We start from the raw sequence: 26,265 nt of genomic DNA, 5'->3' as shown, positions 1-26,265 counted from the left end.
GGTGCCCTCACTGGTCGCCTCATAACGTGCCGGACGTGGCCTCGGGCTGGCCCAGGGCCGCGTCCGGCGTCGGATGCGGTGGGAGCAGCCGGGACAGACCGGTGATCCTCAGGACGCGCAGGGTGAGCGGGTGGGTGCAGACCAGGTGCAGCTGCCCGCCGTGGTCGAGCACCCGGCTGCGGGCCCGGTACAGCAGACGCAGCCCGGAGCAGTCGAAGAACTCGACGCTCCTGAGGTCGATCACGATCCGGGCGTCGGGGTGCGTCGTCACCCGGTCCAGGTACGGGGCTATCTCCACTGCCGCCGCGATGTCGATCTCACCGAGGAACTCCAGCACCGCGTGGTCCCGGTGCTGGTGGACACGCAGATGCCGACTGAACGGCGCAGGTACCTGCTGCACGACGACATCGCCTCCAACCTGCTCACTTGCGGCGGCTGCTCAAATCCAGTCCCCGCACTGCAAGTTACCCTCGATCGAGCGAATCTGAGCATGTTCGATTGACATATGTCTTCGAATTGCGACAGAGGTTTCGCGAGACGTACGGGACGACGCGTGGGGCACGGCTAGGACAACGCGTGCCAAGCCTTGGAGAGTGCCTGGCGGAACTGCTCGGTCTGATGGGCCGTGAGGTCCCGCACCATCCGCTCCTCCAGTTCCCGTACGGATCCCTCGTGCCGCGCGAGCAGTTCGCGGCCTTCGTCGGTCAGCAGGATCAGCAGCTCCCGGCGATTGCGCGGGTTGCGCTCCCGGCGGACGAGGCCGCGGGTCTCCAGGCTGCGCACCAGGTCGGCGATCGACTGCGCGGTGACGAACGAGTCGCGGGCCAGCTGGGCGGCCGACAGTCCGTCGTGTCGCTGCAGCACGGTGAGCGCGGTGTACTGCAGCGCGGTGATCCCGGACGGCTTGACCAGCTCGTCCAGGTGGGAGCGCACGACAAGCTCCACCTGCTTCACCATGTAGAGAAGCGACGGAGGTGCCTTGGTTGCCTGGGTGTCGAGCATGAGTTCAGCCTAGAGCATTGACAGGAAACCTGTCTGTAATGAGACTGCGGAACACACAGGATTCCTGTTGGTTGAAATCTTGGCGATGAGGCTGAGGAGTGGTGATGACCACCTTCGAGATCGAACCCGGTCGGTTGTTCATCGGGGGCCAGTGGCGCGAGGCCGCCGACGGAGCGCGCACCGAGGTGGTCGACCCCTCGCGGGGCGCGGTCGTCACCACCGTCGCGGACGCCGGTGCCGCCGACGTGGACGCGGCCGTACGCGCCGCGCGGGACGCCTTCGACGACGGTGCCTGGTCCGGGCTGAGCGGCCGTGAGCGCGGCCGGGTGCTGCACCGGGTCGCCGCGCTGATCCGGGAGAACGCCGACACCATCGCGGAACTGGAGAGCCGCGACGTCGGCAAGCCGATCACGCTCGCGCACGCCGTGGACGTCACCAACGCGGCCAACGACTACGAGCACTTCGCCGCCCTCGCCCACGCCCTGGACGGCTCCGTCCGGGACACACCCATGAACGCCCTCGCCTACGTCCGGCGCCGGCCGCTCGGCGTGGTCGCGGCGATCACGCCGTACAACTTCCCGCTCATCCTGGCCGGTTCGAAGATCGCCCCGGCGCTGGCGGCGGGCAACACGGTGGTGCACAAGCCCGCCGAGGAGACCCCGCTCAGTGCCCTGTACATGGCCGAGCTGTTCAAGCGGGCCGGTGTCCCGGACGGCGTGGTCAACGTCGTCACCGGCGGACCCGCGGCCGGCGAGGCGCTGCTGCGGAACTCCGGTGTCGACAAGGTCGCCTTCACCGGCTCGACCACGGTCGGCCGGAAGGTCGCCGGCATCGCCGGTGAGTCGCTCAAGCCCGTCACCATGGAACTCGGCGGCAACGCGGCCCACCTCGTCTTCGAGGACGCCGATCTGGAGAAGGCCGTCGGCGCGATCATCAAGGGGTTCGTCTTCAACACCGGGCAGTTCTGCATGGGCGGGCCGCGACTGCTGGTGGCGCGCCAGGTCTACAGCACGCTGCTCGGCATCCTCGCCGACGCCGTGCCCGGCGTACCGCTCGGCGACCCGCGCAAGCCGGAGACCGTCGTCGGCCCGATGGCGGGGGAGCGGCACCTGCGCAAGGTCGAGGAGTACGTCGACCTGGCCCGCAAGGAGGGCGGCCGCGTCGTCTGCGGCGGTGAGCGGCTCGACCTCGACGGCGGCTACTACTACAGGCCGACCGTGATCGCCGACCTGCCGAACGACTCCCGGGTGATCCAGGAGGAGATCTTCGGCCCGGTCCTCACCGTCCAGCCCTTCGACTCCGAGGACGAGGCGATCGAGCTCGCCAACTCCACGCCGTACGGACTGGCCTCCGGCGTCCAGACCGGCAACCTGGCCCGCGCCCACCGCGTCGCCGACCGGCTGGCCGCCGGCATCGTCTGGGTCAACGACTGGGCGATGCTCGACCCGGCGGTCCCCTTCGGCGGCGTCAAGGACTCCGGCTTCGGCCGGGAGTACGGCCCCGAGGCGCTCGACGCCTACACCACCACCAAGTCCGTCGTCGTCTCGCTCGACTGAGCGCACCGCCAAGGAGATCCGTTCCATGACCATCCCCACCCGTGCCGCCGTCGTCGAGTCCGGCGGAGCGCCCTTCACCCTCTCCGACGTCGAGCTCGACGAGCCCGGACCGCACGAGGCCGTCGTCCGCATGGTGGCGACCGGCCTGTGTCACACGGACCTCGGCGTGGCCAGTGGCGGGCTGCCCTTCCCGCTCCCCGGCGTCCTGGGCCACGAGGGCGCGGGCGTCGTCGAGGCCGTCGGCCCGGACGTGACCGGCGTCGCGCCGGGCGACCACGTCGTGCTGTCGTTCACCTCGTGCGGGGACTGCCGCAACTGCCGCGGCGGCCACCCGGCGTACTGCGCGACCTGGCTGCCGCTGAACCTCATCGGCGGGCACCGAGCCGACGGCACCAGCACGATCAGCCGGGACGGCGAGGCGCTCGGCGGCCACTTCTTCGGGCAGTCCTCCTTCGCCGAGCGGGCGTTGGTGGACGAGCGCAGCCTCGTCAAGGTCGACCCCGACGTCCCGCTGGAGTCGATCGCCCCGCTGGGCTGCGGAGTGCAGACCGGCGTCGGCGCCGTCTGGAACGTACTGAAGCCGGTCACCGGCAGCACGGTCGTCGTCCTCGGCGCCGGAGCCGTCGGCCTCTCCGCGGTCATGGCCGCCGCGCTCACCCCCGCCACCAACATCGTCGCCGTCGACCGGATCGGCGAACGCCTGTCACTGGCCAAGGAGTTGGGCGCCACCCACACCGTCAACGCCGCCGAGGCCGACCTCGCCGAGGCGCTCGGCCGGATCACCGGAGGCCAGGGCGCCGACGGCGTCGTCGAGACCACGGGCAACGTCGGCGTCCTGCGCCAGGGCGTCGACGCGCTCGCCGCCCGCGGCACCCTGGTCGTCGTCGGTGCCCCGCCGTTCGGCACCGAGGTCGCACTCGACGTCAACGGGCTGCTCGGCGGCAAGCAGGTCGTCGGCCTCACCCTCGGCGACGCCGAGACCCGGACGTTCATCCCCGCCCTGGTCCGGCTGGTGAAGGAGGGGCGGCTCCCGCTGGACCGCCTGATCAGCACCTATCCGTTCGCGGACATCGACCAGGCGGTACGGGACATGGGCGCGGGCAAGGCGATCAAGCCCGTGCTGACGTTCTGACTCAGTCGACCGTCAGGACCAGCTTCCCCGTGGTCCGGCCGGTGTCGCCGAGCGCGTGTGCCTCGGCGGCCTCGGCCAACGGGAAGGTACCGGCGATCGTGGCGCGCAGCTTCCCCGCCTCCGCCAGCGCCGCGATCGCCTTCATTCCGCTGTGCGAGGCGTCGACGAGCATCCGCAGCGACCGGACGCCCAGCCGCTCGGCCTCCTCGTGGAACTCGCCCGAACCGACCGGCAGGATCGACACGACGAGCCCGCCGGGGCGCAGCACGCGCAGCGACCGCGTCGAGGTGTCGCCGCCGAGCGTGTCCAGGACGACGTCCACGTCCTTCACGGCCTCGGCGAAGTCGGTCTCCCGGTAGTCGATCGCCTCGTCCACGCCGATCCCGCGCAGGAAGCCGTGCTTGCCCGCGCTCGCCGTCCCGATCACATATGCGCCCCGCGCCTTGGCGATCTGCACGGCCACGTGCCCCACCCCGCCGGCGGCGGCGTGGATCAGCACCCGCTGGCCCCGCTGCACGTTCGCGTACTCGACCAGGGCCTGCCAGGCGGTGAGGGAGACCAGCGGCAGCGCGCCCGCCTGCACATGGTCGATCGAGGCCGGCTTGTGCGCGAAGACGCGGGCCGGCGCGGTGACGTACTCGGCGTGCGAGCCGTGACCGAAGGGGTAGGACAGCATCCCGAAGACCTCGTCGCCGGGCTGGAACCGGGCCACGCCGATGCCGACCGCCTCGACCACGCCGGAGACGTCCCAGCCCAGGACGAAGGGCGGCTCGCCCAGGAAGCCGCCGGTCGCGCGGTGCTTCCAGTCGGTCGGGTTGACGCCCGCGGCGCGGACGCGGACCAGTACCTCGTTGGGGCGCGGGGCCGGGCGCTCCAGCTCCACTTCCTTCAGGACCTCGGGACCGCCGAGGACGTCCTGGCTGATGGCTCGCATCGTGTTCACAGTGCTCATGGTGAACCAGCCTGCCGGGCGACGCCGGACAGGAAAATGGCACGATTGCCAACCTTCGATAGAATCATGCCATGTGTGGTGAGCGACAAGACGAACGACAGGGCGAACGACAGGGCGGGCGGCGTGTGGAACGGGTCGTGGTGCTGGCCCTCGACGGCGTCTACCCCTTCGAGCTGGGCATCCCCAGCCGGATCTTCGGCGCGGCCGACGGCCGGTACGAGGTGCTGACCTGCAGCGTCGACGGCCGCCCGGTGCGCAGCAACGCGGACTTCACGATCGGAGTCCAGCACGGCCCGGAGATCCTCGCCACGGCCGACACCGTGGTGGTCGCCTCCGTGGCCGTCCCGTACATCCCCACGGAGCTGCCCGCCGACGTCGCCGCCGCGCTCGCGCGGATCCGCCCGGACGCCCGCATCGTGTCCATCTGCACCGCGGCCTTCGTCCTCGCCGCGGCCGGTCTGCTCGACGGCCGGCAGGCCACCACGCACTGGAACGTGACCGACCTCTTCCGGCGCCGCTACCCGCACATCGACCTGGACCCGGACGTCCTCTTCGTCCACGACGGCCGGATCCTCACCTCGGCCGGCGCCGCCTCCGGCGTCGACGTCTGCCTGCACATCGTCCGCACCGACCACGGCGGCGAACTGGCCAACACGGTGGCCCGGCGCTGCGTCGTGCCCCCCTTCAGGGACGGCGGCCAGGCCCAGTACATCGAGCAGCCGGTGCCGGAGATCGGAGCCGCGAGCACAGCCGCCACCCGCGCCTGGGCCCTGGAGCGCCTGGACGAGCCCCTCGCTCTGGCCGACCTCGCCGCCCACGCCCGCATGAGCATGCGTACCTTCGCGCGCCGCTTCAACGACGAGGTCGGCCTCAGCCCCGGCCGCTGGCTCATCCAGCAGCGCGTCGTCCGCGCCCGGCATCTGCTGGAGTCCAGCGATCTGTCGGTCGATCAGATCGCCGGCCGGGTCGGCTTCGCCACGGGCGCATCCCTGCGCCAGCACCTGCACGCCGCGATCGGCGTCTCACCGCAGGCGTACCGGCGCACGTTCCAGGCGGCGGACAGCGTCTCGACCCCCGCACGATGAACACCGCCCAACTCGGCGACGTACCCGTGCCCGAGGGCTCCTTCGACCGCGTCGATTTCTCCGACTCTGCAGGTCAGTAAAGGCATTTGTCGATGTACGTTCTCTTGGCGGACAGTGACGGAACCCTCACTTCCGTCCACCTGTGCGGTTGATCCTTTGGTGTTCAAACCCGATAGGCTCCCGTTCGGCGCTGCGAGTTGACTCGGTCAGGATTCGCTCCTGATCGGTCATCTCGTGGTGCGTACTCATGAGTGCGATCGCCTTGCACACCCCCCTTGATCGATCGTTGCCTCGAAGGATGCTGATGGAACTCGCCACTCCGCCGCCGGCGGCGCGGCCCCCTGTCGCCTGGTACAGCTGGTGGCTGATGCCACTGGCTTTAGGAGGTGGGACGGTTGCCGCCACGTTCATGAGCTCCGACCGAATAACCGCCGGCGTCGCGGGAGTCGCGGCGACCGCGGCCAGCACCGTGTGTGTGCGCCTCCTGCTGCGAACCCGGGCGCAGTTGACCAGGTCCGAGGGCGAGTTCCGCACCTCGCAGGCCGAGCACTCGCAGCAGTGGCAGCAGCATGTGGCGGGCCTGGAGCGGAAGTTCAGCGCCGACCGCGCCGCCCTGGAGAGCCGCCTCGTCGAACAGTCCGGCGCCTATGAGGCCCAACTGGCCGAGCAGGTCCGGGCGTACGAGGAACAGCTGGCCGAGGCCGGCGCGTCCTACGAGGAGCGGATCGCCGCCCAGGCCCAGTCCTACGAAGCCCAGCTCGCCGACCAGGCCGAGGTATGGCAGGAGCAGCTGGCCCACCAACTGGCCGCCGTCGCCCGGCTCGCCGACGAGCAGCTCCCCGAGGCGCTGCGCCAACTGCGCGCGGGCGACGCCATCGACGACGTCCTGCCGAGCGTCAACCAGTGCGCCAAGGTCAGCGCCGAACTGCAGACCAGCCTGCGCAAGGTGCTGCGGACCTCCCTGATCGGAGTCGAGGAGGAGTTCAACCGCTCGACCTCCGCCGAGCAGGCCGTGATCAGTGTCGGCAACCGGATCCACGTACTGACCAGCAAGCTCCGCGGCCGGCTGCACGAGCTGCAGGGCGAGCACGGCCGGCTGCCGGCCGTCGCCCGCGGACTGATGGAGCTCGACCAGGCGATCGGCCCCGCCGACTGTCTCGCCGCCAGCATCAGCGTGCTCGGCGGCTCGGACCGGCCCGGCCGGCAGTGGCAGGAGCCGCAGCGTCTGCTCAGCGTGGTCCGCGGCGGCATCGGCCGGATCAAGGACTTCCACCGGATCGACGTACGCCATCTGCCCGAACTCGGCGTCGACGGCGGCCTCGTCGACCACCTCACGCTGATCTTCGCCCACCTGCTGGACAACGCGGCCCGCTATTCGCCGCCCACCGAGCCGGTGATCGTCTCCGGCAAGGAGGTCCCGAACGGCGTCGGCATCGAGATCCAGGACTCCGGCAAGGGCCTGAGCGAGGAGAAGAAGCGCGAGGCCGAGTACGCCCTCACCGGCACCGAGCCCGGCGCGGGTCTGGGCGGCATCTCGGAGGACGCGAACATCGGTCTGCGCGTCGTCGGCATCCTCGCCCGCCGCTACGGCATCCGTGTCACCTTCGCGGACTCGCCGTGGCTCGGCACCTCAGTGGTGGTCGTGGTCCCGCACAAGTACTTCAGCCCGCTGCCCGCGGCCGCCTCCGCCACCCAGGCGGCGCCGACGGCACCGGCCACCGCGGTCGCCCCGGCCCGCGATCAGCCGGTCGCCCAGGCGGCCACAGCCGATGCGGCCGACGCCGTGGAGACCACGCCCGGCGGTCTGCCCCGGCGACGCAGCAAACGGCACGAGGCGGCACGCCACGAGCCGGCCGAGCGCCCGGAGCGGAGCGAGGACACGGCCAGCGTCGTGGCCGTTCCGCCCGACGCGTCCTTCGCCGGCCTGGCCGCCTTCGCCACCGCGGGCCGCGAGCCCGGCGAGGAAGGCGCGACTGCCCACGGCCGCGAGTCCACCGAGCAGCACCGCACCGAAGAGAGCGACTAGTCCCATGACGCAACAGGGAACCGATGTGAGCTGGGCGCTCCGCGATCTGGTGGAGAGCATCCAGGAGATCAACTTCGCCCTCGTGGCCTCCAGCGACGGCAAGGCCATCACCTCCTACGGTGCCGAGGACCCCGACGACGTGGACCGCTTCGCGGCCGTGGTGGCCGGACTGCAGGCGCTGGCCCAGCCGGTCGCCGAGCAGTTCCCCAAGTACGCGGGGCAGCTCAGGCTGGCGATGATCGAGGTCGACGGCGGTCACCTCTTCGTCGTACGGGCCGGGGTGGAGACCTATCTCGGCGTCCTCGCCCGGGAGGGCCTCGACCAGGGCCTGCTCGGCCATCAGATGAGGGACCTGGCGCGCAGGATGGGTGAGTTGCTCGGCACCACTCCGCGCCTGGAGGAGCACTCTGGATGAGTGCTCCCCGCCGGCCCATGAACCCGTCCGGTCTCGAGCGCTACTACGTCCTCACCAAGGGGCGTAGCGGACCGGGCGGTTCGGCGTCGAGTCTCGACGTGGCTACCCTCATCGTCTCCCGCACCGCGCCCGCACCGGGCTTGCAGCACGAGCACGAGGAGATCCTCCGGCGCTGCCGCGATCCGCTGTCGGCGGCCGAACTGGGCGCCCACCTCGGACTGCCCTTCAACATTCTCGCGGTGCTGCTGACGGATCTGCTGGAGGCAGGCCACGTCGAAGCCCGTGACCCGATCCCGGCGCACAACGCCGGTCGCGGGCCCGACCTCGCGCTCCTTGAGGAGGTACTCAGTGGACTTCAAAGGCTTTGACCATTCCGGCGGGCCGGGTGGCGGGGGCACCCGCTCGGTGAAGGTGATGATCGCCGGTGGCTTCGGCACGGGGAAGACCACCATGGTCCGCTCGGTGAGCGACATCAAGCCGCTCACCACCGAGGAGACCCTCACCCAGGCCAGTGCCGACGTCGACCACCTCATCGGCGTCGCCGACAAGACGGAGACCACCGTCAGCCTGGACTTCGGCAAGATCAGCCTCAACGACACCCTGATGCTGTACCTGTTCGGCACGCCCGGCCAGGAGCGGTTCTGGTTCCTGTGGAACGGCCTGTTCAAGGGCGCGCTCGGCGCGGTCGTCCTGGTGGACACCCGCCGGCTCGCCTCCAGCTTCCGGGCCATCGAGGAGATGGAGCGGCAGGACGTCCCGTTCGTCGTCGCGCTGAACGTCTTCCCCGACTCCAAGGACTATCCGGTCGAGGAGATCCGGGACGCCCTGGACATCCCCGAGCACATCCCGGTCGTGGCCTGCGACGCCCGGGACCGGGCCTCCAGCCGTGACGTGCTCGTCGCGCTGATACGTCACTTGAAGGATCGCTCCTCCATCGCACTGGAGCCCCGATGAACGAGCAGACTTCAAACGGTCCCGACGCGCCCCGCGGGTGCCCCGTCGCGCACGGCGGGGCAGAGCTCACGCGGCTGTACGGCCCGGACGCGGCCACCGACCCGCAGGCCATCTACGAGCGGCTGCGCAAGGAGCACGGCTCTGTCGCACCGGTGCTGCTGGAGGGTGACGTTCCCGCCTGGCTGGTGCTCGGCTACCGCGACAACCGGCGGGTGCTGGACAACCCCCGTCAGTTCAGCCGGGACGCCCGCATCTGGCGGGACTGGCGGGAGGGCCGGATAGCGGAGTCCCATCCGCTGGTGCCGATGGTGGGCTGGCGGCCCGACTGCGTCTCCCAGGACGGAGAGCCGCACCGCAGACTGCGCGGCGCGGTCACCGACGGACTGCTGGCCGCCTCCAGCCGCGGCATCCGGCGGCACGCCACGTACTTCGCGAACAAGCAGATCGACGCGTTCGCCGACGCAGGGCGCGCCGACCTGGTGGCCGACTACGCCGATCAGCTGCCGATGCTCGTGCTCACCCGGATCCTGGGCCTTCCCCAGGCGGACGGGCTACGTCTGGTCGAGTCGTGCGCGCAGGTCTTCAAGGGCGGCGAGGACGCCCTCGTACACAACGGGCACATCATGGAGATCCTGGGCGAACTCGCCCAGCGCAAGCGGACCGAACCGGGCTCGGACTTCACCACCGCCCTGTTGGAGCACCCGGCGGCGCTGGACGAGGACGAGGTCGTCAGCCATCTGCGCCTGGTGCTGATCGCCGCCCACACCACGACCAGCAACCTGCTGGCCCGGGTGCTGGAGCTGCTCCTGACCGACACGGCGCGGCTGTCCGGGCTGATCAGCGGTCAGCTGAACGTGTCCGCCGTGGTGGAGGAGGTCATGTGGAACACTCCGCCACTGTCCGTCCTGCCGGCGCGGTTCGCGACCAGCGAGCTGGAGCTCGGCGGGCACGACATCGAGGAGGGCGACCTGCTCCTCCTCGGCCTCGCCCCGGGCAACGTCGACCCGGAGATCCGGCCCGACGAGGGCGTGGCGGTCCAGGGCAACCAGTCGCACCTGGCCTTCAGCGCCGGTCCGCACGAGTGCCCCGGGCAGAACATCGGCCAGTCCATCATCGAGGTCGGCGTGGACGTCCTGCTGCACCGGCTGACGGGCCTGCGCCTGGCCGTACCGCCGGAGGAACTCGGCTCGACCGCCACCACGTGGCAGTCCCGGCTGGACAGTCTGCCGGTCGAGTTCGCCGTCTAGGCCACACCAAAAGACCGCTGCCCGGCCGGAATCCGGCCGGGCAGCGTCGTGTCCTGCTCCTGAGAGGATCGCGGCGTCAGCCGTCGAGCCAGTCGCCCTCGACGCCCGTGGGACGGTATCCCGTGGCGTTCCAGAGGAAATGCGGGTGGGCACCGGCGAACATGTAGGCGATCAGCGCGGTGTCCTCCCTTCCGGTTCGAGGGTCGTGCAGGGTGTGGAACTTCTCGGATCCGACCACGCCGGCGTCTTGTTGGACCTCACGGGCGCGGGTCTGGGACGGTGCGGCTCTGGATGCCTCCACGGCGGCGATGTAGGTGCGGCGCAGGATCTCCCATGTGCTGTCGACGTTGCCGTGCCAGGGGCCGTGCAGTGCTTCGAAGGCATGGAGCTCGGCGTCGAAGAGGGGCCATGTCCCGGGGTGTTGGGCTCGGCAGCGTGCGGACAGCTCGGCGGTCCGGGTGCTCAGTGCCGGTGCTGTGGGCCGCGGGGCGATGGTCAGGGTGGTGCCGTCGGTGAGGATGCCGGTGCACGGGTCGGGCTGCAGGTCGCACAACGGGCAGTCGTCGGTCGGGGGGAGGCCCTGGGTGATGCCGTCGAACCACAGGGCGTGGCGGCCCGTGAGCCCCATCCAGGTGATGGTGGTGGTCATCAGCCAGGTGTTCCACATCGAGGTGTGCGCCTCGGGCATGCAGCCGTACTTGACCAGGGCTATGGCGCAGGCGGCGTAGAAGGCCTTGGTGTGGGCGGGCATCTCGGCGAGCCAGAAGTTGCTGATCTCGCCGGTGAGGGCGTCGGCTCGGACGTCGGTCATGTCGTCGATGACGCGGCACAGCAGCAGGGAGGCGAGGTTCTCCTCCTGCCAGAGTTCGGTGTCGGGTGCGACGTGCCAGAACAGGCAGTCCAGCATCTGCAGGATCGAGTAGGTGCTCTGGCTGAGCGGGTTGGTCTGGGGGAGCGTGACGCTGCCCGAGGCGTGCTGCCGGAGCCAGTACTCGTCGACGGATCGCTTGTGGGCCGCGAAGAGTCCGCTGACCAGGGCCCGCGCGCTGTTGGTGCTGAAGTTCTCGGCCAGGCGGTCTTCGGCGAGCTGGGTGAGGCGCGTGGTGTCGATGGTGTCGATCACGCGTTTGTATTCATGGAAGACGAGGATGTCGTCCTCGAAGCGGTGGCGGTGGCCCATGTCCCGTTCAAGGTCGTTCAACTGCCGGGTCCAGGACCATCCACCGGTCAGGACGCTGTCGAGTTCCCGGCGGTACGGCCAGGTCTTGACTGTGAGGGGACGACCGGCACTCTGCCGCCAACCGTAGTCACCCAGCGTGCGAGCGGGGGGCGTGGGTATTCGACGGCACAGAGGGCAGGCGCAGGCGGTTGTCCGCTCCTCCTCGCGCGGCGGGGTCAGTGCCCGGCTCCGCCAAGCCCCTTCCAGCATCATGCAGGTCAGTCGGCAGACCTCGATATCGGTGCTGACCTGGGGGAAGGACGCTTCGATCATGCGCAGGTTGGTGTCGAGGTGCCTCAACCTGGCGTAGCCCTCCTCGTCGGGCGGGAGGATGGCGGGCTGCGCCAGATGGAGGGCCCCCTCCAGATGCAGCGTGGTGCCGGGGTGGCGGGATCCGAGTGCGTCCAGCCGCTGCTGAGCGGCGCTCCGGGACCTTCGGTACTGCTCCGTGCTCCCGTTGATGCGTTTCAGCAAGAGGCGGGCCAGGGTGTTCCCCGCCTCCGTGGGCTGGAGTTGGGCGCTTGGCTGTGCCGGGATCAAGCTGTTGGCGACCGCCGTCGCAACGGCACCTACGACTCGAGATTTCACACCGGTCTCCCATCTAGCTGTGGTCATGACAACGGAACCGATCGACGGCCGTGTGGAAGGCCAGGGAGAACCGGATGTCTGCTGACGCGGATGCCGAAGGGGAGGCCGGGCGTGCCGTCCTGGGGCATGCACTTCCTTTCGGGAGACGAACCGCAGGGCCCCCCAACCCTGCGAAACAGACGGCCATCGAGACGGCCTCCGAGCACTCGAACTGGGCTTCGGTGTTCGAAAGTTGAACCGAGAAGCGGTATCAAGCTGCCCAGAGCGTAAATGATCTACACCGTAACCGGACCGTGATCTGCGTTACTGCTCATGCCCCTTGAGCTGCGTACACTTGCGCGCCCCCGACATAAGTGAGAGATACACGCGTCTGAGTGATCGCCTCCGTCGGACCCTCGAACGGATCACGGTCCAGGACCACGAGATCCGCGAGCGCCCCGGCGCGCACCTCGCCCGCTTCGTCGAGGTGGTTCACATACGCCGATCCCGCCGTGTAGGCCGTGAGCGCCTCGGCGAGTCCGATGCGTTCGCCCGGCAGGAACACCGGCGTGTCGCCGCCTTCGGGTGTCACACGGTTGACCGCGACATGGATCCCCTGCAGCGGATCGGGGCTGCTCACCGGCCAGTCGCTGCCGGCCGCGAGCCGGGCGCCGGAGCGCAGCAGCGCGCCGAACGGGTACTGCCAGGCGGCCCGTTCGGGTCCCAGGAAGGGAATGGTCAGCTCGTCCATCTGGGGTTCGTGCGCGGCCCACAGCGGCTGGATGTTCGCGGTGGCGCCGAGCCGGGCGAAGCGCGGCACGTCGGTGGGCTGAACGACCTGGAGATGGGCCAGGTGGGGCCGCGTGTCGCTCGGCCCGTTCGCGGCGCGCGCGGCCTCGATCGCGTCCAGCGCGTCGCGTACGGCCCGGTCGCCCAGGGCGTGGAAGTGACACTGGAAGCCGAGCGCGTCCAACTCGGTCACGTACTTGGGCAGTTGCCCGGCGTCGATGAAGGCGGTGCCCCGGTTGGCGGTGGCGCAGCCGCACTTGTCGAGGTAGGGGTCCAGCAGGGCGGCCGTGCCGGTCTCGGCGACGCCGTCCAGCATCAGCTTGACGCTGGTCGCGCGGAACCGGCCGTGGCTCAACGCGGCCCGCCGCTCGACCAGTTCGGGAATCTGCTCGGCGCCGCGCTCGCGGTCCCACCACAGCGCCCCGACGACGCGGGCGGTCAGCGAGCCGTCCCGCGCCGCCGCCAGATACGCCTCGGACGGGTCGTCCATGCCGAGGAACTCCCCGACCAGCGCGTCCTGCCAGGCCGTGATGCCGAGCGCGTGCAGATGCCGCTGGGCGTGCAACAGGGCCGCCAGCCGGTCGGCCGGTGTGGCCGGCGGGGTGAGCCGGCCCACGAGCTGCATCGCCCCCTCCTGCAAGGTCCCGCTCGGCTCACCGGAGGCGTCCCGGTCGATCCGCCCGTCGGCCGGGTCGGGCGTGTCGCGCGTGATGCCGGCGAGCGCGAGGGCGCGGCTGTTGACCCAGGCGCCGTGATGGTCGCGGTTGGGCAGATAGACCGGCCGGTCGGGGACGACGGCGTCCAGCAGCTCCTTCGTCGGCGTACCGCCCTCGAAGGCCTCCATCGACCAGCCGCCGCCGCTGATCCACTCCCGGTCGGGGTGCGCGTCGGCGTAGGCGCGCACCGCGGCCAGCGTCTCGTCGGCCGTCCTCGCCCCGGTCAGGTCGCACTGGGTGAGTTCCAGTCCCGCCGGCACCGGATGCACGTGCGCGTCCTGGAAGCCGGGCAGCAGCAGCCGCCCGGCGAGGTCCACCACCTCGGTCCGCGGCCCGGCGAGATCGTGCACCTCCTCCCGTCCTACGGCCGTGATGCGGTCGCCGGTGACGGCCACGGCGGTCGCGGTGCGGCCCTCGGGGGTGAGGACGGGGCCGCCGGTGAAGAGGAGATCTGCGTGCATGGTCCGTTTCCTGGTCGGGTTATCGGGATGCGCTGGTGAGGAGCTGGGGTGCGTCGGCGTCGGTGCCCTTGCCGGTCCGGAAGTAGGGCGACCTGCGCCCCCACTTGGCCCACGCGGCGGCCACGAAGCCGGACGCGATCATCGCCAGGGGAGTGGCGAGGAGGAACCACCCGTTGTCCGCGCTGACTTCGAAGTGGTCGGCGGAGGTGTAGAACGACCAGCCGAGGTAGCCGCCGAGGCCGAGCAGCACGGCCGCGCTCAGGGCGGGCAGGACGACCGCGCGCACCCCCTGCCGCCAGTCCTCACGCAGCAGCGAGCGGAAGCGGACCGCCGCCGCGAGAGCCGTGAGCGCGTACGACAGGGCGACCACGATGCCCACGGCGCTCACCGTCGCCATGATCATGTCGGCCAGACGCGGGATGACCAGCGCGAGCGCCGCGACGACCGCCGCCAGCGAGCCGATGAGTACGGTTCCGGCGGCGGGAGTGCCGTACCGGGGGCTGACCTTGGACCACACCGGTCCGAGCGTACGGTCCCGGCTCATCGCGAACATCGCCCGGGCCGTCGGGATCACCCCGGCCTGCAGCGAGGCGACCGCCGAGAACATCAGGGCGATCAGCGGAAGAGCGGCCCAGGGCTGGGACGCCAGCCGCTCGCCGAAGAAGGCGAGGCCCTCGGGGCCGTGGCCGACCAACTCCTCCTCGGACAGCACGCGTTGGAAGGCGACCGAGCCGAGCAGGAACAGCGCCAGCATGGTGAACAGGGTGGTGATCCCGGCCTTGGACGCGTCGCGCGGGTCGCGGACCTCCTCGTTGACGCTGAACGCCGACTCGAAGCCCCAGTAGCAGAACACCGACAGCAGCATCCCCTGGGCGAGCGCCGTCGCCGACGGGATCGCGAACGGGTCGAACCAGCTCAGGCTGAAGTCGTGCGGGCCGGTGACGATGCCGTATCCGCAAAAGCCCAGCAGGACGACGTACTCGAAGACCAGCAGCCCGGCCTGGAGCCGCGCGGCGGTGCGGATGCCGGTCACGGCGGTCAGCGTGACCGCCACCAGGACCAGGATGCCGAGCGCCGTGGTCTGCGCGGTGGAACCCGGGTCCAGCGCGAGCCCGCCCACCCGGTGCACTCCGGCGTCTCCCGCGAGTTGGAGCAGCGCCGAGCCGGTGACCGCCGTGGTGTACGCGAGGAACGCCACCACCGCCACGATGTTCACCCAGCCCACCAGGAAGCCCAGCCAGGGCGTGAGCGAACGGCCCACCCACACATAGCCGTTGCCCGCGTTGGGCTCGACCTTGTTGAGCCGGGAGTAGGCGCCCGCGATGCCGAGGATCGGCAGGAACGCGAGCAGCATGATCGCCGGCAGATGCAGGCCGACCACCCCGGCCGTGACTCCGAGGCCGATGCCGATGCTGGTGGTCGCGGCCGTGCTGGACGCGGCGATGGCGACGCCGTCGAGGACGCCGAGGGACTTGCGCAGCGCGGGCCGCGCTGGAGGGTCGACGCTGTAGGGGTTGTCGGACATGGCCGGTCTCCGCTCGCACCGGGGGGCCTGGACGGCCCCGATGAGCGGACATGAAACTGTCCGGGGGCTTAACAGGTCAACAGTGTTGTCATAAGGTGCCGGGCACCGGCCCGAGGGAGGCATCCATGAGCGAGCGCGTCGTCCCGCCCACCGCCCGGCAACGCAGGCGCCCCACCAAGCAGGGCGTCGTCCTGTCCGAGGCATTGATCGTGGAGACGGCCCTGCGGCTCATCGAGGAGCACGGCGCCGACGCCCTCTCGGTACGCCGCCTCGGCCGCGCCCTCGGAGCCGACCCCAGCTCGCTGTACCGGTACTTCCGGCACACCGACGACCTGATGCTCGCCATCGCCGACGAACTCATCGGCCGCACGCTGCGCACCTGGCGCCCCACCGGCGACTGGCGCGCCGACCTGCGCGACCTCGGCCTGCGCATGCACGCGGGGGCCCTCGCGCACCCCCGGGCGGCCGTGCTCAGCTCGTACCGGGTGACCGGGCGGGCGTACGAGATCCAGGCCGTCGAGACCATCCTCGGTGTGCTGCGCCGCGCCGGATTCCCCGACGCCGAGGCGGTGCGGATCTACCACGTGTTCGTCGACCAGGCCCTCGCCCACGGCGCCCTCGACTCGGCGAGCCTGGCGATGCCGAAGGCCGCGCGGGAGGCGGAGGCGGCCGTCTGGCGGGCCACGTACGCGCGACTGCCCGCCGACACCCACCCGCACATCGCCGCCACCGCCCGCCATCTCGTGGCGGACATGCCGCACAGCTCCTACCCGGCGGCTTTGGACCTGCTGCTCAGTGCCGCGGCGGCTCGGCTGGCGGAAAACCGGCCCCGGGCCGCACGCCCCACAGTCACACTGGACACATCCGTCAACACCGCACCATGAGGAGGCCGTTCGACGATGGCGCCGCAGCCCGCACGCCCCGCCAAGCAGCGCAAGCAGGACACCCTGCACCGACTGGAGCACGACGAGGACGTGTGGGTCGCCACCGCCGAGGTCGACGCAGGCGTGCCGTATCTCGTCCCGCTCTCCTTCCTCTGGAACGGCTCGACCCTGCTGCTGGCCACGCCGGCCAACAGTCCGACGGGCCGGAACCTGAGGACCACCGGCAGAGCACGCCTCGGCATCGGACCGACCCGTGACGTCGTGATGATCGAGGGAACGGCCGACACACTCACCCTTGCCCAGCTGCCCGAGGAGGAGGCCGACCGCTTCGCGGCCAGGACCGGCTTCGACCCGCGCCGACTCACCACGCCCTACCTGTACTTCCGTGTCCGGCCGCAGCGCGTGCAGGCGTGGCGCGAGGCCAACGAGCTGGACGGGCGGGAGCTGATGCGGGACGGGCAATGGCTGGTGGCGGACTGAAACGGCCCGGCCGGGACACCCGTGGGGTACAGGGCGGCGGGACAGGACCGTCCAGCGCCCCGGACCCTTCGGAGGAGTCATGCCGCTGGTGAAAGCCGGCTTCGTGGTGCTCGACCGTGCCGAGCCCGAGAAGCTCGCCGTGTTCTACCGGGAACTGCTGGATGCCGAGCAGACGGAGGCGACCGCCAACCGCGTGGAGATCAGGGGCGCCGACGGTACCCGGCTCGCGTTCCGCCGCGACGTGAACGCGACGCCGCCGAGCTGGCCGCGCCCGGAGAACTCTCTCCAGGCCCACCTCGACTTCGTCGTGGAGGACCTGGACGAGGCGGAGCGCAGGATCGTCGGGCTCGGCGGGCGCCCCCTGGACGCGAAGGACGCGGCGAGCCCCTACGAGGAACGCGGCTACGCCGACCCGGCCGGTCACTCCTTCACCCTGCGCCTGGTCGCGCCGACGGCGCCCAAGCAGGGCTGAGCTTCCGCCTGGGCGCCGAGTCAGGGCCGAGCCTCCTGGGCCGGGCGGTCGGCTGGGGTGGGCGGTCGGCCTTTCGGAGGTGCGCTCAGTCCCGGCCGCCCTTCTCGCCGACCGGCCACACACCCGTCGAGCGTTCGATCGCCTTCGCGCCGGTGCGGTCCGCCACGCTACGGGCCACCGCGAACAGAGCGCCCTGGACCGCGGCCGCCAGCAGGATCTCCCCCCAGCCGCGGTCCCGGTCCAGCGCGTCCGGGGCGTCCTCCTCGTGCCGTATCGCCATCCAGGTCTTGCGGAAGGCGAGCCCCGCCAGCCAACCGCTCGACCAGCCGAGCGCGAATCCCATGGGTTTGTAGGCAAGGGGGAGTTTCATCTTCTTCGGCTTCTTCTTCGCCATCTGCGCCTGCGCCTCCTTCGATGGTCAGGGCCGCCCCTGCGCCGGGACCTGCTCGGGCTGCGGAACCGGCCCGGGCGGTGTCCCGTCGCCGAACGGCCTGCCGCCCAGCTCCTGACGGTGGTGCGGCGTCAGCCAGCCCGCCAGATCCGGTCCGAGCGGCACGATGCCGGTCGGGTTGATGCCGCTGTGCACCTGGTAGTAATGCCGCTTGATGTGGTCGAAGTCGACGGTGTCACCGAATCCGGGCGTCTGGTAGAGGTCGCGGGCGTACGCCCACAGCACCCGGTTCTCCGTCAGCTTCCAGCGGTTGCACTTGAAGTGGCCGTGATAGACGGCATCGAAACGGACCAGCGTGGTGAACAGCCGGATGTCCGCCTCGGTGATCGTGTCGCCGACCAGATAACGCCGCCCGGCCAGCCGCTCCGCGAGCAGCTCCAGCCGCCGGAAGAGCCGCGCGCACGCCCCCTCGTACTTCTCCTGCCCATCGGCGAAGCCCGCCCGGTACACACCGTTGTTGACGTCCTCGTAGACGTCCGTCATCACGGCGTCGATCTCGTCCCGCAGCCCCTTCGGGTAGAGCTCGGGCGCCCCCTCGCGGAGCAGGGCCGTCCACTCGGTGGCGAGGTCCAGCGTGATCCGCTGGTAGTCGTTGGTGACCAGCTCGCCGCTGGGCACGTCCACGATCGCGGGGACGCTGACGCCGCCCGGGTAGTCGGTCTCCCGCCGGTCGTAGGCCTCGCTGAGGAAGCGGATGCCGAGCACCGGGTCGCGGCCGTCGGGGTCCAGGGTGAAGCGCCAGCTGCGGTCGTCCTGGATCGGATCGGCGATCGCCAGCGACAGGGCGCCCTCCAGACCCAGCAGCCGCCGGGAGATCACCGCCCGGCTCGCCCACGGACAGGCACGGCTGGCCACCAGCCGATAGCGGTCCGCCACCACCGGCCAGCCGTCCCGGCCGTCCGCGGTGATCCGGTCCGTGAAGTGGGCCTTCGACCGCTGGAACGACTTCCTCCCATACGAGGTGTTGCCCTCCTCGCCCCCGCCGCTCATGATCGCGCTCCTCTCCGCCGTACGTTCTCACCGGGTCCCCCGATTTACGCCGATGGCACGGGTGTGAGCCTGATCGCCGTCGCCAAGACGCTTCCAGGGCTTCGAGGCGCTGCGCGGCGGCGCCCAGGAGAGGTTCGGGGGCTGTGCGGCGGGCATGACCGTGCTCGGTGTCGTCTGCGTCGCCGAGGGCGAAGGGCACGCCGAGGACGGCTTCGCGGTGCACAGGGAAGCCCCGCCGCGACGGGGGAACGCGGCGGGGCCTGACGCACGTGTGCCCGGGGAACGCGGGTTCATGCGTCCTGGGGGAGAAAAAACTTCGGAATCCCTGATCGTGCCTCGGTCAGTCCCCGTCGACCGGCTCCAGGACGAAGAGCGGGATCACCCGGTCCGTCTTCTTCTGGTAGTCCGCGTACGGCGGATACGCCGCGACGGCCCGCTCCCACCACTCGTCCTTCTCCGCGCCGGTGACCTCGCGGGCCCTCATATCCCGCAGCACCGTGCCGTCCCGCAGCTCCACCCGCGGATCGGCCTTGAGGTTGTGGTACCACACCGGGTGCTTGGGCGCCCCGCCCTGCGAGGCCACAGCGGCGTAGCTCCCCTCGTGCTCGACGCGCATGAGGGGCGTCTTGCGGATCTTGCCGCTCCTGGCGCCGCGGGTCGTGAGCAGGATCACGGGCATCCCCGTGTTCATGAGGGTCGTGCCCTGGGTGCCGCCGGAGCTCTCGTACAGCTCGACCTGCCTGCGCACCCAACCGGTCGGGCTGGGCTCGTACTCGCCCTCAAGAGGCATGACATCGGTCCCATCGTCGTGTCCTGGTGCTGACTGACGCCGTGTTCCAACGCCGGCATGCGCGGGATTCATCCCGTCCACGGCTGCCACGACATCCGCACGGCCAGCGCCAGGATCACGCCGCTCGACACCAGCGCCGTGACCAACCGCCCTCGGTGGCCCGTCAGTACCCGCCCCAGCAGCGCCCCGCCGCCGGCGAGCAGCAGCTGCCAGCTCGCCGACGCGGCGAACGCGGCCAGGACGAACACGCCCTGTTCCAGGGGCGGTACAGCGTCGCTCGCGCGGGTGCCGAGGACGAGGGCCGCGAAGTAGATCACGGTGGTCGGGTTGAGCAGCGTGATGCCGAGCAGCGCCAGATAGGCATGCGCCGGGCTCGGCGGAGGGGGCGTGGCGCGGGTGGCGAGCCGGTGGGCGCGGTACTGGCGTACGGCGATGACGGCGCCCCGTACCGCGATGAGGGCCAGCACCAGGGCGGAGGCCCACCGCAGCGGCACCAGGACCGGACGCAGCGCGGCGGCGAGTGCGGAGCCTCCGACCGTGGCCACGAGGGCGTAGAGCCCGTCGGCGGTCGCGACACCGAGCGCGGCGCAGATCCCGGTCCGCAGGGACGTACGGGCGGAGAGGGAGACCAGGTAGGTCGCGACCGCGCCGACCGGGACGGCGATGCCGTAGCCCGCGAGCAGTCCCGCGACGAGCGCGGCGGTCACGACGTGGGAAGCGTGGGCCTCCCCGGACGGCCGGGCTGCTGCTGAGACCGCACCGGACGAACGGTGGCGGACAGCGGCATGCGGGCGATGGTCGTAGACATGGCTGGATTCTGTGGGCGACGGACACCCGCCGACAAGCGAATTTCCCGGCTGCACCGGCCGCCCGTCCCCGAGACCGAAGCTCTGTGCGACGATCCCCGGCCAGATTGCCCGGACGTCTGATCTGGCCGAACTTGGCGTCGCCCCATTAGATGCCCCGGGCATCTAATGATGATCGGCACGACGCACCCTTCGTCTGCGAGGTCTTCCATGACGGACATGACGGAATCGCCCACCGTCGCCTTCCCTCAGAACCGCACCTGTCCGTACCACCCGCCCACGGCCTACGACCCCCTGCGCGACACGCGCCCACTGGCCCGCGTCACCCTCTACGACGGTCGCCCGGTCTGGCTGGTCACCGGCCATGGCCTGGCCCGCACCCTGCTGGCCGACCCGCGCCTGTCCTCCGACCGCACCCGGTCCGGCTTCCCCGCGCCCACCGCCCGTTTCGCGGCGGTCCGCGGTCGCAAGTCCGCGCTGCTGGGCGTCGACGACCCCGAACACCGGGTCCAGCGGCGGATGATGGTGCCCAGCTTCACGCTCAGGCGCGCCGCCGAGCTGCGCCCGCAGATCCAGCGGATCGTGGACGAACGGCTCGACGCGATGATCGCCCAGGGAGCGCCCGCCGAGCTGGTGAGCGCCTTCGCGCTGCCCGTTCCCTCGATGGTCATCTGCGCCCTGCTGGGTGTCCCCTATGCCGACCACGACTTCTTCGAGGGGCAGTCACGGCGCCTGCTGCGTGGCCCCACGGCCGCCGACACCCTGGACGCCCGCGACCGACTGGAGGCGTACTTCGCCGAGTTGATCGAACGGAAACAGAAGCAGGCGGAGCCCGGCGAGGGTGTCCTGGACGAACTCGTCCACCAGCAGCTGCGCGACGGCGACCTGGACCACGAGGAGCTCATCGCCCTCGCGACCATCCTCCTGGTCGCCGGCCACGAGACCACCGCGAACATGATCTCCCTCGGCACCTACACCCTCCTCCAGCACCCCGACCGCCTGGCCGAGCTGCGCGCCGACCCGGGGCTGCTGCCCACCGCGGTCGAGGAGCTCATGCGGATGCTGTCGATCGCCGACGGGCTGCTGCGCGTCGCCGCCGAGGACATCGAGGTGGACGGCGAGACGATCCGGGAGGGCGACGGCGTGGTCTTCTCGACGTCCGTCATCAACCGCGACGAGGCCGTGTACGCCGATCCCGACACCCTCGACTGGCACCGTCCCGCCCGCCACCACATCGCCTTCGGCTTCGGCATCCACCAGTGCCTCGGCCAGAACCTGGCCCGCGCCGAGATGGAGACAGCCCTGCACGCCCTCTTCGAGAGGCTACCGACCCTCCGTCTGGCCGTCCCTGCGGAGGGAATCCCCTTCAAACCCGGCGACACGATCCAGGGGATGCTGGAACTCCCCGTGACCTGGTAAGAGGCTCCGGTCATGCACAACGAAACGCATGAATCAGGTCAAATCCACATCGACATCGACCATGACCGCTGTATCGGCGCCGGCCAGTGCGCCCTGGCCGCCCCGTCCGTCTTCACCCAGGACGACGACGGCTTCAGCGCCCTGCTCCCCGGCCGGGAGGACGGCGCCGGCGACCCGATGGTGCGGGAGGCCGCCCGGGCCTGCCCGGTCAGCGCCATCACCGTGTCGGACGAGGGGAGTTGACGGCGGGCAAGTCTCCCGGGGCGGCGGGTGAGTCTCCCGGTCGTCCGCAGTCGTGGGCGGGCCCGCACCCGGTGCCGGGCCCGCCCGCCTGCTCTCGGTCGGCCGGTGGCTCTCAGCGCACCGCCAGCAGCGACCGCGCCGCCTCCCGGGCCTCGGCCGCCGGTCGCGCACTGCCCGTGATCCCCGCCGTGACCATGGCGCCCTCGGCCAGCAGAAACAGCGGCCCGGTCAGCGCGTCGGGCAGCCCGGCACCGGCCACCAGTGAGGCGAGATACTCGCGAAAGGCCCGCTTGTGCGCCCGGACCTGGCCCGCCACCCGCTCCGACCTGGCGCCCAGCTCGCCGTAGGAGTTGATCCAGGCGCACCCGCGGAAGTCCGCCTCGCCGAACCACTCCTCCAGCCAGTCGAAGACGGCCAGGATCCGCCGCTCGGGGTCCGCCTGCCGCTCGACGTACTCGGCCAGTCGCCCGCGCCAGCGCACGTCGCGCCGCTCCAGATAGGCCTCGACCAGCTGCTCCTTCGCCGGGAAGAGCTGATAGAGCCGCTTGAGCGAGACCCCGGACGCGCCCCGGATGTCGTCCATGCCGACGGACTGGATACCGCGCCCGTAGAACAGGCTCTCCGCGGCGTCCAGCGCCTGCTCGCGGGCGGTTGCGCTGTCCATGTACGACCTCTCCTTGACGTGAGAACGAGCGTTCTCCTACGGTAGCAGCCAGACCGGAGAACGCCCGTTCTCCGTCGCTTCCCTTGCTGGCGCCACTTTCGCCGCCCTTTCCGGCCCGGAGGATGACATGACCGACCGCCCGCCCCTGCCGCCCTTCACCCGACAGAGCGCAGCGCAGAAGGTGCAGGCCGCCGAGGACGCCTGGAACACCCGCGACCCCCACAAGGTCGCCCTCGCCTACTCCGAGGACTCGGTGTGGCGCAACCGCGACACCTTCGTCACCGGCCGCGCCGAGATCGTCGAGTTCCTCACCGCGAAGTGGGCGCGCGAACGGGAGTACGCGCTGCGCAAGGACCTGTGGGCCTTCGACGGCAACCGCATCGCGGTCCGCTTCCAGTACGAGTGCCGGGACGGCGAAGGCCAGTGGTGGCGGTCGTACGGCAACGAGCTGTGGGAGTTCGACGAGCACGGGCTGATGACGCGGCGGGAGGCCAGCATCAACGACGTGCCGATCGAGGAGAAGGAGCGCCGTGTCGTCGGACCGCGGCCCGAGAACGAGCGCGGGCTGTCCTTCCCGGTGCGATAAGGCCGTCGAGGGCGTTGAGTAGGGTTCCCGGGTGACCGAACAGGCCCGCACACCCTTCCTCTACGTCGTCGTCTGCGCCGCCGGGATCGCCGTGGACGTCAGCAAGCTGATCAGCGCCGCGCAGGAGCGGGACTGGGAGGTCGGCGTCATCGCGACGCCGGTCGCCATGAACGGCTTCTTCGACACCGCGGCCGTCGAGGCCCTCACCGGCCGCCCCATCCGCGCGGCCTGGCGCACCCCGGCCGATCCGCGCCCCTTCCCACCGCCCGACGCCGTCGTCGTCGCCCCGGCCACCTTCAACACGCTCAACAAGTGGGCCGCCGGCATCGCCGACACCCTCGCCCTGGGCACCCTCTGCGAGGCGTACGGCCTCGGCGTCCCCATCGCCGCCCTGCCCTGCGTGGCCGGCGCGCTGGCCGCCCACCCCGCCTACCAGGACAGCCTGATACGGCTGCGGGGGATGGGCGTGCGCCTCGGGGAGCCCTACACCGGCGAGGTCGGGGAGGACGGCGTGCGGCCGGAGTTCGGGTGGGAGCGGGCGCTGGAGCTGTTGGAGCGGTGACCCGCGCCCCGGCCGGGGGCCCGGGGCACCGTCGCGATGGGTGGGTCGAGCCCGTCAGCCCACGACTCGGCCCAGTTCGATCCGGTCGATGTTCGGCGCCCACGCGCTGGTGTTCCCGAACGTCACCGTGGCGGGGAGGCCGAACTGCGGCTGCCGGTACGGCACTTGGCGGGACGCGAGGTCCGTACGGAGATCCCGCACCCGTCCGCGCCCACCGCCGTCACGGCGAGCCGGGACGGGGACGCACTGCGAGTGGCCCTGCCCCACACTCCCGGCGTGCTGCTGATCCGGCTCACTCGACCAGGCTCAGGCAACGGCGGCCGCCGAGGGCGCGGCGGGAAAGCGGGGGTGGCCGGACACGACCACGTACGCTCCCCCTGGTACCCCCACCCCGAAGGCAGGAGCAGCAACGATGCAATACGTGAAGCTCGGTTCGACGGGCCTGGACGTGTCGCGGATCTGTCTGGGCTGCATGACCTACGGGCTCCCCGACCGAGGCGTGCACGAGTGGACCCTCGACGAGGAGGAGTCACGGCCGCTGATCCGGCAGGCGCTGGACGCCGGGATCAACTTCTTCGACACCGCCAACGTCTACTCCGACGGCACCAGCGAGGAGATCGTCGGCAAGGCGCTGCGCGACTTCGCCCGCCGGGACGAGATCGTGCTCGCGACGAAGGTGAACGGCCGCATGCGGCCCGGCCCCAACGGCGCCGGTCTCTCCCGCAAGGCCATCATGACCGAGATCGACCACAGCCTCGCCCGCCTCGGTACCGACTACGTCGACCTGTACCAGATCCACCGCTTCGATCCGCACACCCCGGTCGAGGAGACCATGGAGGCCCTGCACGACCTGGTCAAGGCGGGCAAGGTTCGCTACATCGGCGCGAGTTCCATGTACGCCTGGCAGTTCTCCAAGATGCAGTACACCGCCGAGCGGCACGGCTGGACCAAGTTCGTCTCGATGCAGAACTACTACAACCTCCTGTACCGCGAGGAGGAGCGCGAGATGCTGCCGCTCTGCGCGGACCAGGGCGTCGGCGTACTGCCCTGGAGCCCGCTGGCGCGCGGCCGGCTCACCCGGGACTGGGGCACGGTCACCGAGCGCAGCGCCAACGACAACTTCGGCAGCCGGCTGTACGTCGACAGCGACCGCGTCGTCGTCGAGGCCGTCACCCGCGTCGCGAACGAACGCGGCGTCCCGCGCGCCCAAGTCGCCCTCGCCTGGCTGCTCCACCAGGACACGGTGGCGGCCCCGATCATCGGCGCCGCCAGGCCGCGGCACCTCGAGGACGCGGTGGCGGCGGTCGAACTCCCGCTCAGCGAGAAGGAGTTGGACGAACTCCAGCAGCCGTACGCCCCGCATCCGGTCATCGGCCACTGATCGGTCCCGCCGGCGCTCAGTGGGGTCCGTGCGGTTCGAACTCCGTGCCGCACGGGCCCGCGCCCTCGCTCTCCGCCAAGGCGACCCGGTCGCCGCTCATGGACAGCGTGCGGTAGTAGTGGCCGATCCGCTCGGCCGAACGGCCCACGTAGTGTCCGATGAACGACCGCCGGAAGCGATCGTCCGTCCCGTTGGGCTGGGACCCGTGCACCAGACTCCCGTTGAAGAACAGGACGTCCCCCGGCTCCATGTCCACCGGCACCGCCGCCAGCCCGGGCGGCGGCGGGACGTACTCCCGGGCGAAGGACACGTCGGAGTCCGCCGTCTCCGGGCAGAACAGATCCATCTCGTGCGTGCCGGGGACGACCTCGAGACCGCCGTTGTCCCGGTCGATCACATCGCAGGCGATCCACGCCGCCACACACGTGCCCGGCTCGACCCGCAGATAGAAGTTGTCCTGGTGCAGCGCCTGCCCCCGGGCCCCCGGCGGCTTGAAATAGAACATGCTCTGCGCCGCCAGCACCTCCTCCCCGAGCAGCACCTCCAGCACGCCGCGCAACCGTGGATCGAGCAGCACCCGCAGCGACAGTTCGTCGATCTCGTGCGGCTGCATCACCCTCGGGTACACGCCCAGCGGGTCGCCGCCCGACGGACGCGGCTCGAAGTGCCCGGGCACCGGCCCGGCCGCGTGCAGCGCCTCGAACCGGTCGCGGAGCCGCTCGATCTCGTCGTACCCGAACAGCCCGCGCACGACGGTGAAGCCGTCCTCGCGGAACCGGCGGAGCCCGGCCTCGGGCAGGATGGGAGCGCCGGAGGCGCCGATGTCCATGGCTGTCATGTGTCCACTCCTCGGTTTGGCGTCCTTGCCCTGTCACGCTAGGCCGATCGACG

29 protein-coding genes are annotated in these 26,265 nt (G+C 70.9%); 16 read left to right on the top strand and 13 right to left on the bottom strand.

Features of this window, described 5'->3' with window-relative positions; all coding sequences use genetic code 11:
* Positions 1-19 precede the first annotated feature (19 nt).
* Positions 20-400: an anti-sigma factor antagonist gene (locus tag EJ357_RS03415; protein WP_126388456.1), complete on the bottom strand. Its 381-nt coding sequence runs from the start codon at positions 398-400 to the stop codon at positions 20-22.
* A gap of 164 nt (positions 401-564) precedes the next feature.
* Positions 565-1,002, bottom strand: coding sequence for a MarR family winged helix-turn-helix transcriptional regulator (locus tag EJ357_RS03410; RefSeq protein ID WP_126388454.1), 438 nt, complete (start codon positions 1,000-1,002; stop codon positions 565-567).
* A 104-nt stretch (positions 1,003-1,106) separates the two neighbouring features.
* Here EJ357_RS03410 and EJ357_RS03405 point away from each other — a divergent pair, with 104 nt between their 5' ends.
* A complete protein-coding gene (locus tag EJ357_RS03405) occupies positions 1,107-2,558 on the top strand; it encodes an aldehyde dehydrogenase family protein (protein WP_126388452.1) in 1,452 nt (483 codons plus the stop codon).
* A gap of 25 nt (positions 2,559-2,583) precedes the next feature.
* On the top strand, positions 2,584-3,690 hold the full coding sequence (locus EJ357_RS03400; RefSeq protein ID WP_126388450.1) for an NAD(P)-dependent alcohol dehydrogenase: 1,107 nt from the start codon (positions 2,584-2,586) through the stop codon (positions 3,688-3,690).
* 1 nt (position 3,691) lies between these two features.
* Here EJ357_RS03400 and EJ357_RS03395 read toward each other — a convergent pair whose 3' ends face one another.
* Positions 3,692-4,642, bottom strand: a complete 951-nt coding sequence (locus EJ357_RS03395) for an NADP-dependent oxidoreductase (RefSeq protein WP_175647294.1) — start codon at positions 4,640-4,642, stop codon at positions 3,692-3,694.
* Between the two features lie 71 nt (positions 4,643-4,713).
* Here EJ357_RS03395 and EJ357_RS03390 point away from each other — a divergent pair, with 71 nt between their 5' ends.
* The 6 genes from EJ357_RS03390 (at position 4,714) to EJ357_RS03365 (ending at position 10,369) form a co-directional block, all read left to right on the top strand.
* On the top strand, positions 4,714-5,727 hold the full coding sequence (locus EJ357_RS03390) for a GlxA family transcriptional regulator (protein ID WP_126388448.1): 1,014 nt from the start codon (positions 4,714-4,716) through the stop codon (positions 5,725-5,727).
* Between the two features lie 304 nt (positions 5,728-6,031).
* Positions 6,032-7,753 carry an ATP-binding protein gene (locus EJ357_RS03385; protein WP_126399158.1) on the top strand — a complete coding sequence of 574 codons (1,722 nt, stop codon included), beginning with the start codon at positions 6,032-6,034 and terminating at the stop codon, positions 7,751-7,753.
* A gap of 4 nt (positions 7,754-7,757) precedes the next feature.
* Positions 7,758-8,168, top strand: a complete 411-nt coding sequence (locus tag EJ357_RS03380; protein WP_031485587.1) for a roadblock/LC7 domain-containing protein — start codon at positions 7,758-7,760, stop codon at positions 8,166-8,168.
* The gene (locus tag EJ357_RS03375) at positions 8,165-8,536 is read left to right on the top strand and encodes a DUF742 domain-containing protein (RefSeq protein WP_126388446.1); all 372 of its coding nucleotides are present in this window, start codon (positions 8,165-8,167) and stop codon (positions 8,534-8,536) included. The genes EJ357_RS03380 and EJ357_RS03375 overlap by 4 nt, the downstream gene beginning before the upstream one ends.
* Positions 8,517-9,122: a GTP-binding protein gene (locus tag EJ357_RS03370; protein ID WP_126388444.1), complete on the top strand. Its 606-nt coding sequence runs from the start codon at positions 8,517-8,519 to the stop codon at positions 9,120-9,122. The genes EJ357_RS03375 and EJ357_RS03370 overlap by 20 nt, the downstream gene beginning before the upstream one ends.
* Positions 9,119-10,369 carry a cytochrome P450 gene (locus EJ357_RS03365; protein WP_126388442.1) on the top strand — a complete coding sequence of 417 codons (1,251 nt, stop codon included), beginning with the start codon at positions 9,119-9,121 and terminating at the stop codon, positions 10,367-10,369. Before EJ357_RS03370 ends, EJ357_RS03365 begins: the two co-directional genes overlap by 4 nt.
* Positions 10,370-10,445: 76 nt before the next feature.
* On the opposite strand, the gene EJ357_RS03360 is transcribed toward EJ357_RS03365, so the two are convergent.
* From EJ357_RS03360 to EJ357_RS03350, 3 genes are all read right to left on the bottom strand, one after another.
* On the bottom strand, positions 10,446-12,062 hold the full coding sequence (locus EJ357_RS03360; RefSeq protein ID WP_228472950.1) for a hypothetical protein: 1,617 nt from the start codon (positions 12,060-12,062) through the stop codon (positions 10,446-10,448).
* Positions 12,063-12,486: 424 nt separating this feature from the next.
* On the bottom strand, positions 12,487-14,121 hold the full coding sequence (locus EJ357_RS03355; RefSeq protein WP_126388440.1) for an amidohydrolase: 1,635 nt from the start codon (positions 14,119-14,121) through the stop codon (positions 12,487-12,489).
* 19 nt (positions 14,122-14,140) lie between these two features.
* Positions 14,141-15,646 (bottom strand): APC family permease, encoded by a 1,506-nt coding sequence (locus EJ357_RS03350; RefSeq protein ID WP_126388438.1) that lies wholly within the window; start codon positions 15,644-15,646, stop codon positions 14,141-14,143.
* Between the two features lie 125 nt (positions 15,647-15,771).
* Here EJ357_RS03350 and EJ357_RS03345 point away from each other — a divergent pair, with 125 nt between their 5' ends.
* The 3 genes from EJ357_RS03345 (at position 15,772) to EJ357_RS03335 (ending at position 17,482) form a co-directional block, all read left to right on the top strand.
* On the top strand, positions 15,772-16,530 hold the full coding sequence (locus tag EJ357_RS03345) for a TetR/AcrR family transcriptional regulator (RefSeq protein WP_126388436.1): 759 nt from the start codon (positions 15,772-15,774) through the stop codon (positions 16,528-16,530).
* A 15-nt stretch (positions 16,531-16,545) separates the two neighbouring features.
* Positions 16,546-17,010, top strand: coding sequence for a pyridoxamine 5'-phosphate oxidase family protein (locus EJ357_RS03340; protein ID WP_126388434.1), 465 nt, complete (start codon positions 16,546-16,548; stop codon positions 17,008-17,010).
* 79 nt (positions 17,011-17,089) lie between these two features.
* Positions 17,090-17,482: a VOC family protein gene (locus tag EJ357_RS03335; RefSeq protein ID WP_126388432.1), complete on the top strand. Its 393-nt coding sequence runs from the start codon at positions 17,090-17,092 to the stop codon at positions 17,480-17,482.
* 85 nt (positions 17,483-17,567) lie between these two features.
* Here the strand turns inward: EJ357_RS03335 and EJ357_RS03330 are convergent, their stop codons facing one another.
* From EJ357_RS03330 to EJ357_RS03315, 4 genes are all read right to left on the bottom strand, one after another.
* A complete protein-coding gene (locus EJ357_RS03330; protein WP_126388430.1) occupies positions 17,568-17,876 on the bottom strand; it encodes a DUF4235 domain-containing protein in 309 nt (102 codons plus the stop codon).
* 24 nt (positions 17,877-17,900) lie between these two features.
* Positions 17,901-18,923: a glutathione S-transferase family protein gene (locus tag EJ357_RS03325; protein WP_126388428.1), complete on the bottom strand. Its 1,023-nt coding sequence runs from the start codon at positions 18,921-18,923 to the stop codon at positions 17,901-17,903.
* A gap of 340 nt (positions 18,924-19,263) precedes the next feature.
* Complete coding sequence (locus tag EJ357_RS03320) at positions 19,264-19,713, bottom strand: nitroreductase family deazaflavin-dependent oxidoreductase (RefSeq protein WP_126388426.1); 450 nt, start codon at positions 19,711-19,713, stop codon at positions 19,264-19,266.
* A gap of 68 nt (positions 19,714-19,781) precedes the next feature.
* A complete protein-coding gene (locus EJ357_RS03315; protein WP_126388424.1) occupies positions 19,782-20,420 on the bottom strand; it encodes a LysE/ArgO family amino acid transporter in 639 nt (212 codons plus the stop codon).
* Between the two features lie 309 nt (positions 20,421-20,729).
* Here EJ357_RS03315 and EJ357_RS03310 point away from each other — a divergent pair, with 309 nt between their 5' ends.
* Both EJ357_RS03310 and EJ357_RS03305 read left to right on the top strand, forming a co-directional pair.
* On the top strand, positions 20,730-21,938 hold the full coding sequence (locus EJ357_RS03310) for a cytochrome P450 (RefSeq protein ID WP_175647293.1): 1,209 nt from the start codon (positions 20,730-20,732) through the stop codon (positions 21,936-21,938).
* Positions 21,939-21,980: 42 nt separating this feature from the next.
* Entirely contained in the window at positions 21,981-22,181 is a 201-nt protein-coding gene (locus EJ357_RS03305) for a ferredoxin (RefSeq protein ID WP_126399154.1), read from the top strand.
* A gap of 112 nt (positions 22,182-22,293) precedes the next feature.
* Here the strand turns inward: EJ357_RS03305 and EJ357_RS03300 are convergent, their stop codons facing one another.
* Positions 22,294-22,845, bottom strand: coding sequence for a TetR/AcrR family transcriptional regulator (locus tag EJ357_RS03300; protein ID WP_126388420.1), 552 nt, complete (start codon positions 22,843-22,845; stop codon positions 22,294-22,296).
* A 127-nt stretch (positions 22,846-22,972) separates the two neighbouring features.
* Here EJ357_RS03300 and EJ357_RS03295 point away from each other — a divergent pair, with 127 nt between their 5' ends.
* Together EJ357_RS03295 and EJ357_RS03290 are read left to right on the top strand one after the other, a co-directional pair.
* Complete coding sequence (locus EJ357_RS03295) at positions 22,973-23,431, top strand: nuclear transport factor 2 family protein (protein WP_126388418.1); 459 nt, start codon at positions 22,973-22,975, stop codon at positions 23,429-23,431.
* 31 nt (positions 23,432-23,462) lie between these two features.
* Entirely contained in the window at positions 23,463-23,993 is a 531-nt protein-coding gene (locus EJ357_RS03290; RefSeq protein WP_126388416.1) for a flavoprotein, read from the top strand.
* A 54-nt stretch (positions 23,994-24,047) separates the two neighbouring features.
* Here EJ357_RS03290 and EJ357_RS03285 read toward each other — a convergent pair whose 3' ends face one another.
* A complete protein-coding gene (locus EJ357_RS03285) occupies positions 24,048-24,260 on the bottom strand; it encodes a hypothetical protein (protein WP_126388414.1) in 213 nt (70 codons plus the stop codon).
* A gap of 145 nt (positions 24,261-24,405) precedes the next feature.
* Here EJ357_RS03285 and EJ357_RS03280 point away from each other — a divergent pair, with 145 nt between their 5' ends.
* Complete coding sequence (locus EJ357_RS03280) at positions 24,406-25,374, top strand: aldo/keto reductase (protein ID WP_126388412.1); 969 nt, start codon at positions 24,406-24,408, stop codon at positions 25,372-25,374.
* A 16-nt stretch (positions 25,375-25,390) separates the two neighbouring features.
* Here EJ357_RS03280 and EJ357_RS03275 read toward each other — a convergent pair whose 3' ends face one another.
* Complete coding sequence (locus EJ357_RS03275) at positions 25,391-26,212, bottom strand: phytanoyl-CoA dioxygenase family protein (RefSeq protein WP_175647292.1); 822 nt, start codon at positions 26,210-26,212, stop codon at positions 25,391-25,393.
* Positions 26,213-26,265: the final 53 nt, after the last annotated feature.

The sequence above is a fragment of the Streptomyces cyaneochromogenes genome (assembly GCF_003963535.1).
GTDB lineage: Bacteria > Actinomycetota > Actinomycetes > Streptomycetales > Streptomycetaceae > Streptomyces > Streptomyces shaanxiensis.
The sequence above is the reverse complement of the archived record's forward strand: the minus strand, read 5'-3'. Positions and strand labels throughout refer to the sequence as shown.

Coding starts and splice junctions, on each gene's coding strand:
- EJ357_RS03410 (WP_126388454.1), bottom strand. CDS start 1,002: ATGCTCGACACCCAGGCAACCAAGGCACCTCCGTCGCTTCTCTACATG.
- EJ357_RS03335 (WP_126388432.1), top strand. CDS start 17,090: ATGCCGCTGGTGAAAGCCGGCTTCGTGGTGCTCGACCGTGCCGAGCCC.
- EJ357_RS03325 (WP_126388428.1), bottom strand. CDS start 18,923: ATGAGCGGCGGGGGCGAGGAGGGCAACACCTCGTATGGGAGGAAGTCG.
- EJ357_RS03280 (WP_126388412.1), top strand. CDS start 24,406: ATGCAATACGTGAAGCTCGGTTCGACGGGCCTGGACGTGTCGCGGATC.
- EJ357_RS03400 (WP_126388450.1), top strand. CDS start 2,584: ATGACCATCCCCACCCGTGCCGCCGTCGTCGAGTCCGGCGGAGCGCCC.
- EJ357_RS03405 (WP_126388452.1), top strand. CDS start 1,107: ATGACCACCTTCGAGATCGAACCCGGTCGGTTGTTCATCGGGGGCCAG.
- EJ357_RS03275 (WP_175647292.1), bottom strand. CDS start 26,212: ATGACAGCCATGGACATCGGCGCCTCCGGCGCTCCCATCCTGCCCGAG.
- EJ357_RS03295 (WP_126388418.1), top strand. CDS start 22,973: ATGACCGACCGCCCGCCCCTGCCGCCCTTCACCCGACAGAGCGCAGCG.
- EJ357_RS03340 (WP_126388434.1), top strand. CDS start 16,546: ATGGCGCCGCAGCCCGCACGCCCCGCCAAGCAGCGCAAGCAGGACACC.
- EJ357_RS03345 (WP_126388436.1), top strand. CDS start 15,772: ATGAGCGAGCGCGTCGTCCCGCCCACCGCCCGGCAACGCAGGCGCCCC.
- EJ357_RS03365 (WP_126388442.1), top strand. CDS start 9,119: ATGAACGAGCAGACTTCAAACGGTCCCGACGCGCCCCGCGGGTGCCCC.
- EJ357_RS03375 (WP_126388446.1), top strand. CDS start 8,165: ATGAGTGCTCCCCGCCGGCCCATGAACCCGTCCGGTCTCGAGCGCTAC.
- EJ357_RS03380 (WP_031485587.1), top strand. CDS start 7,758: ATGACGCAACAGGGAACCGATGTGAGCTGGGCGCTCCGCGATCTGGTG.
- EJ357_RS03300 (WP_126388420.1), bottom strand. CDS start 22,845: ATGGACAGCGCAACCGCCCGCGAGCAGGCGCTGGACGCCGCGGAGAGC.
- EJ357_RS03355 (WP_126388440.1), bottom strand. CDS start 14,121: ATGCACGCAGATCTCCTCTTCACCGGCGGCCCCGTCCTCACCCCCGAG.
- EJ357_RS03390 (WP_126388448.1), top strand. CDS start 4,714: ATGTGTGGTGAGCGACAAGACGAACGACAGGGCGAACGACAGGGCGGG.
- EJ357_RS03395 (WP_175647294.1), bottom strand. CDS start 4,642: ATGAGCACTGTGAACACGATGCGAGCCATCAGCCAGGACGTCCTCGGC.
- EJ357_RS03320 (WP_126388426.1), bottom strand. CDS start 19,713: ATGCCTCTTGAGGGCGAGTACGAGCCCAGCCCGACCGGTTGGGTGCGC.
- EJ357_RS03330 (WP_126388430.1), bottom strand. CDS start 17,876: ATGGCGAAGAAGAAGCCGAAGAAGATGAAACTCCCCCTTGCCTACAAA.
- EJ357_RS03385 (WP_126399158.1), top strand. CDS start 6,032: ATGGAACTCGCCACTCCGCCGCCGGCGGCGCGGCCCCCTGTCGCCTGG.
- EJ357_RS03310 (WP_175647293.1), top strand. CDS start 20,730: ATGACGGACATGACGGAATCGCCCACCGTCGCCTTCCCTCAGAACCGC.
- EJ357_RS03350 (WP_126388438.1), bottom strand. CDS start 15,646: ATGTCCGACAACCCCTACAGCGTCGACCCTCCAGCGCGGCCCGCGCTG.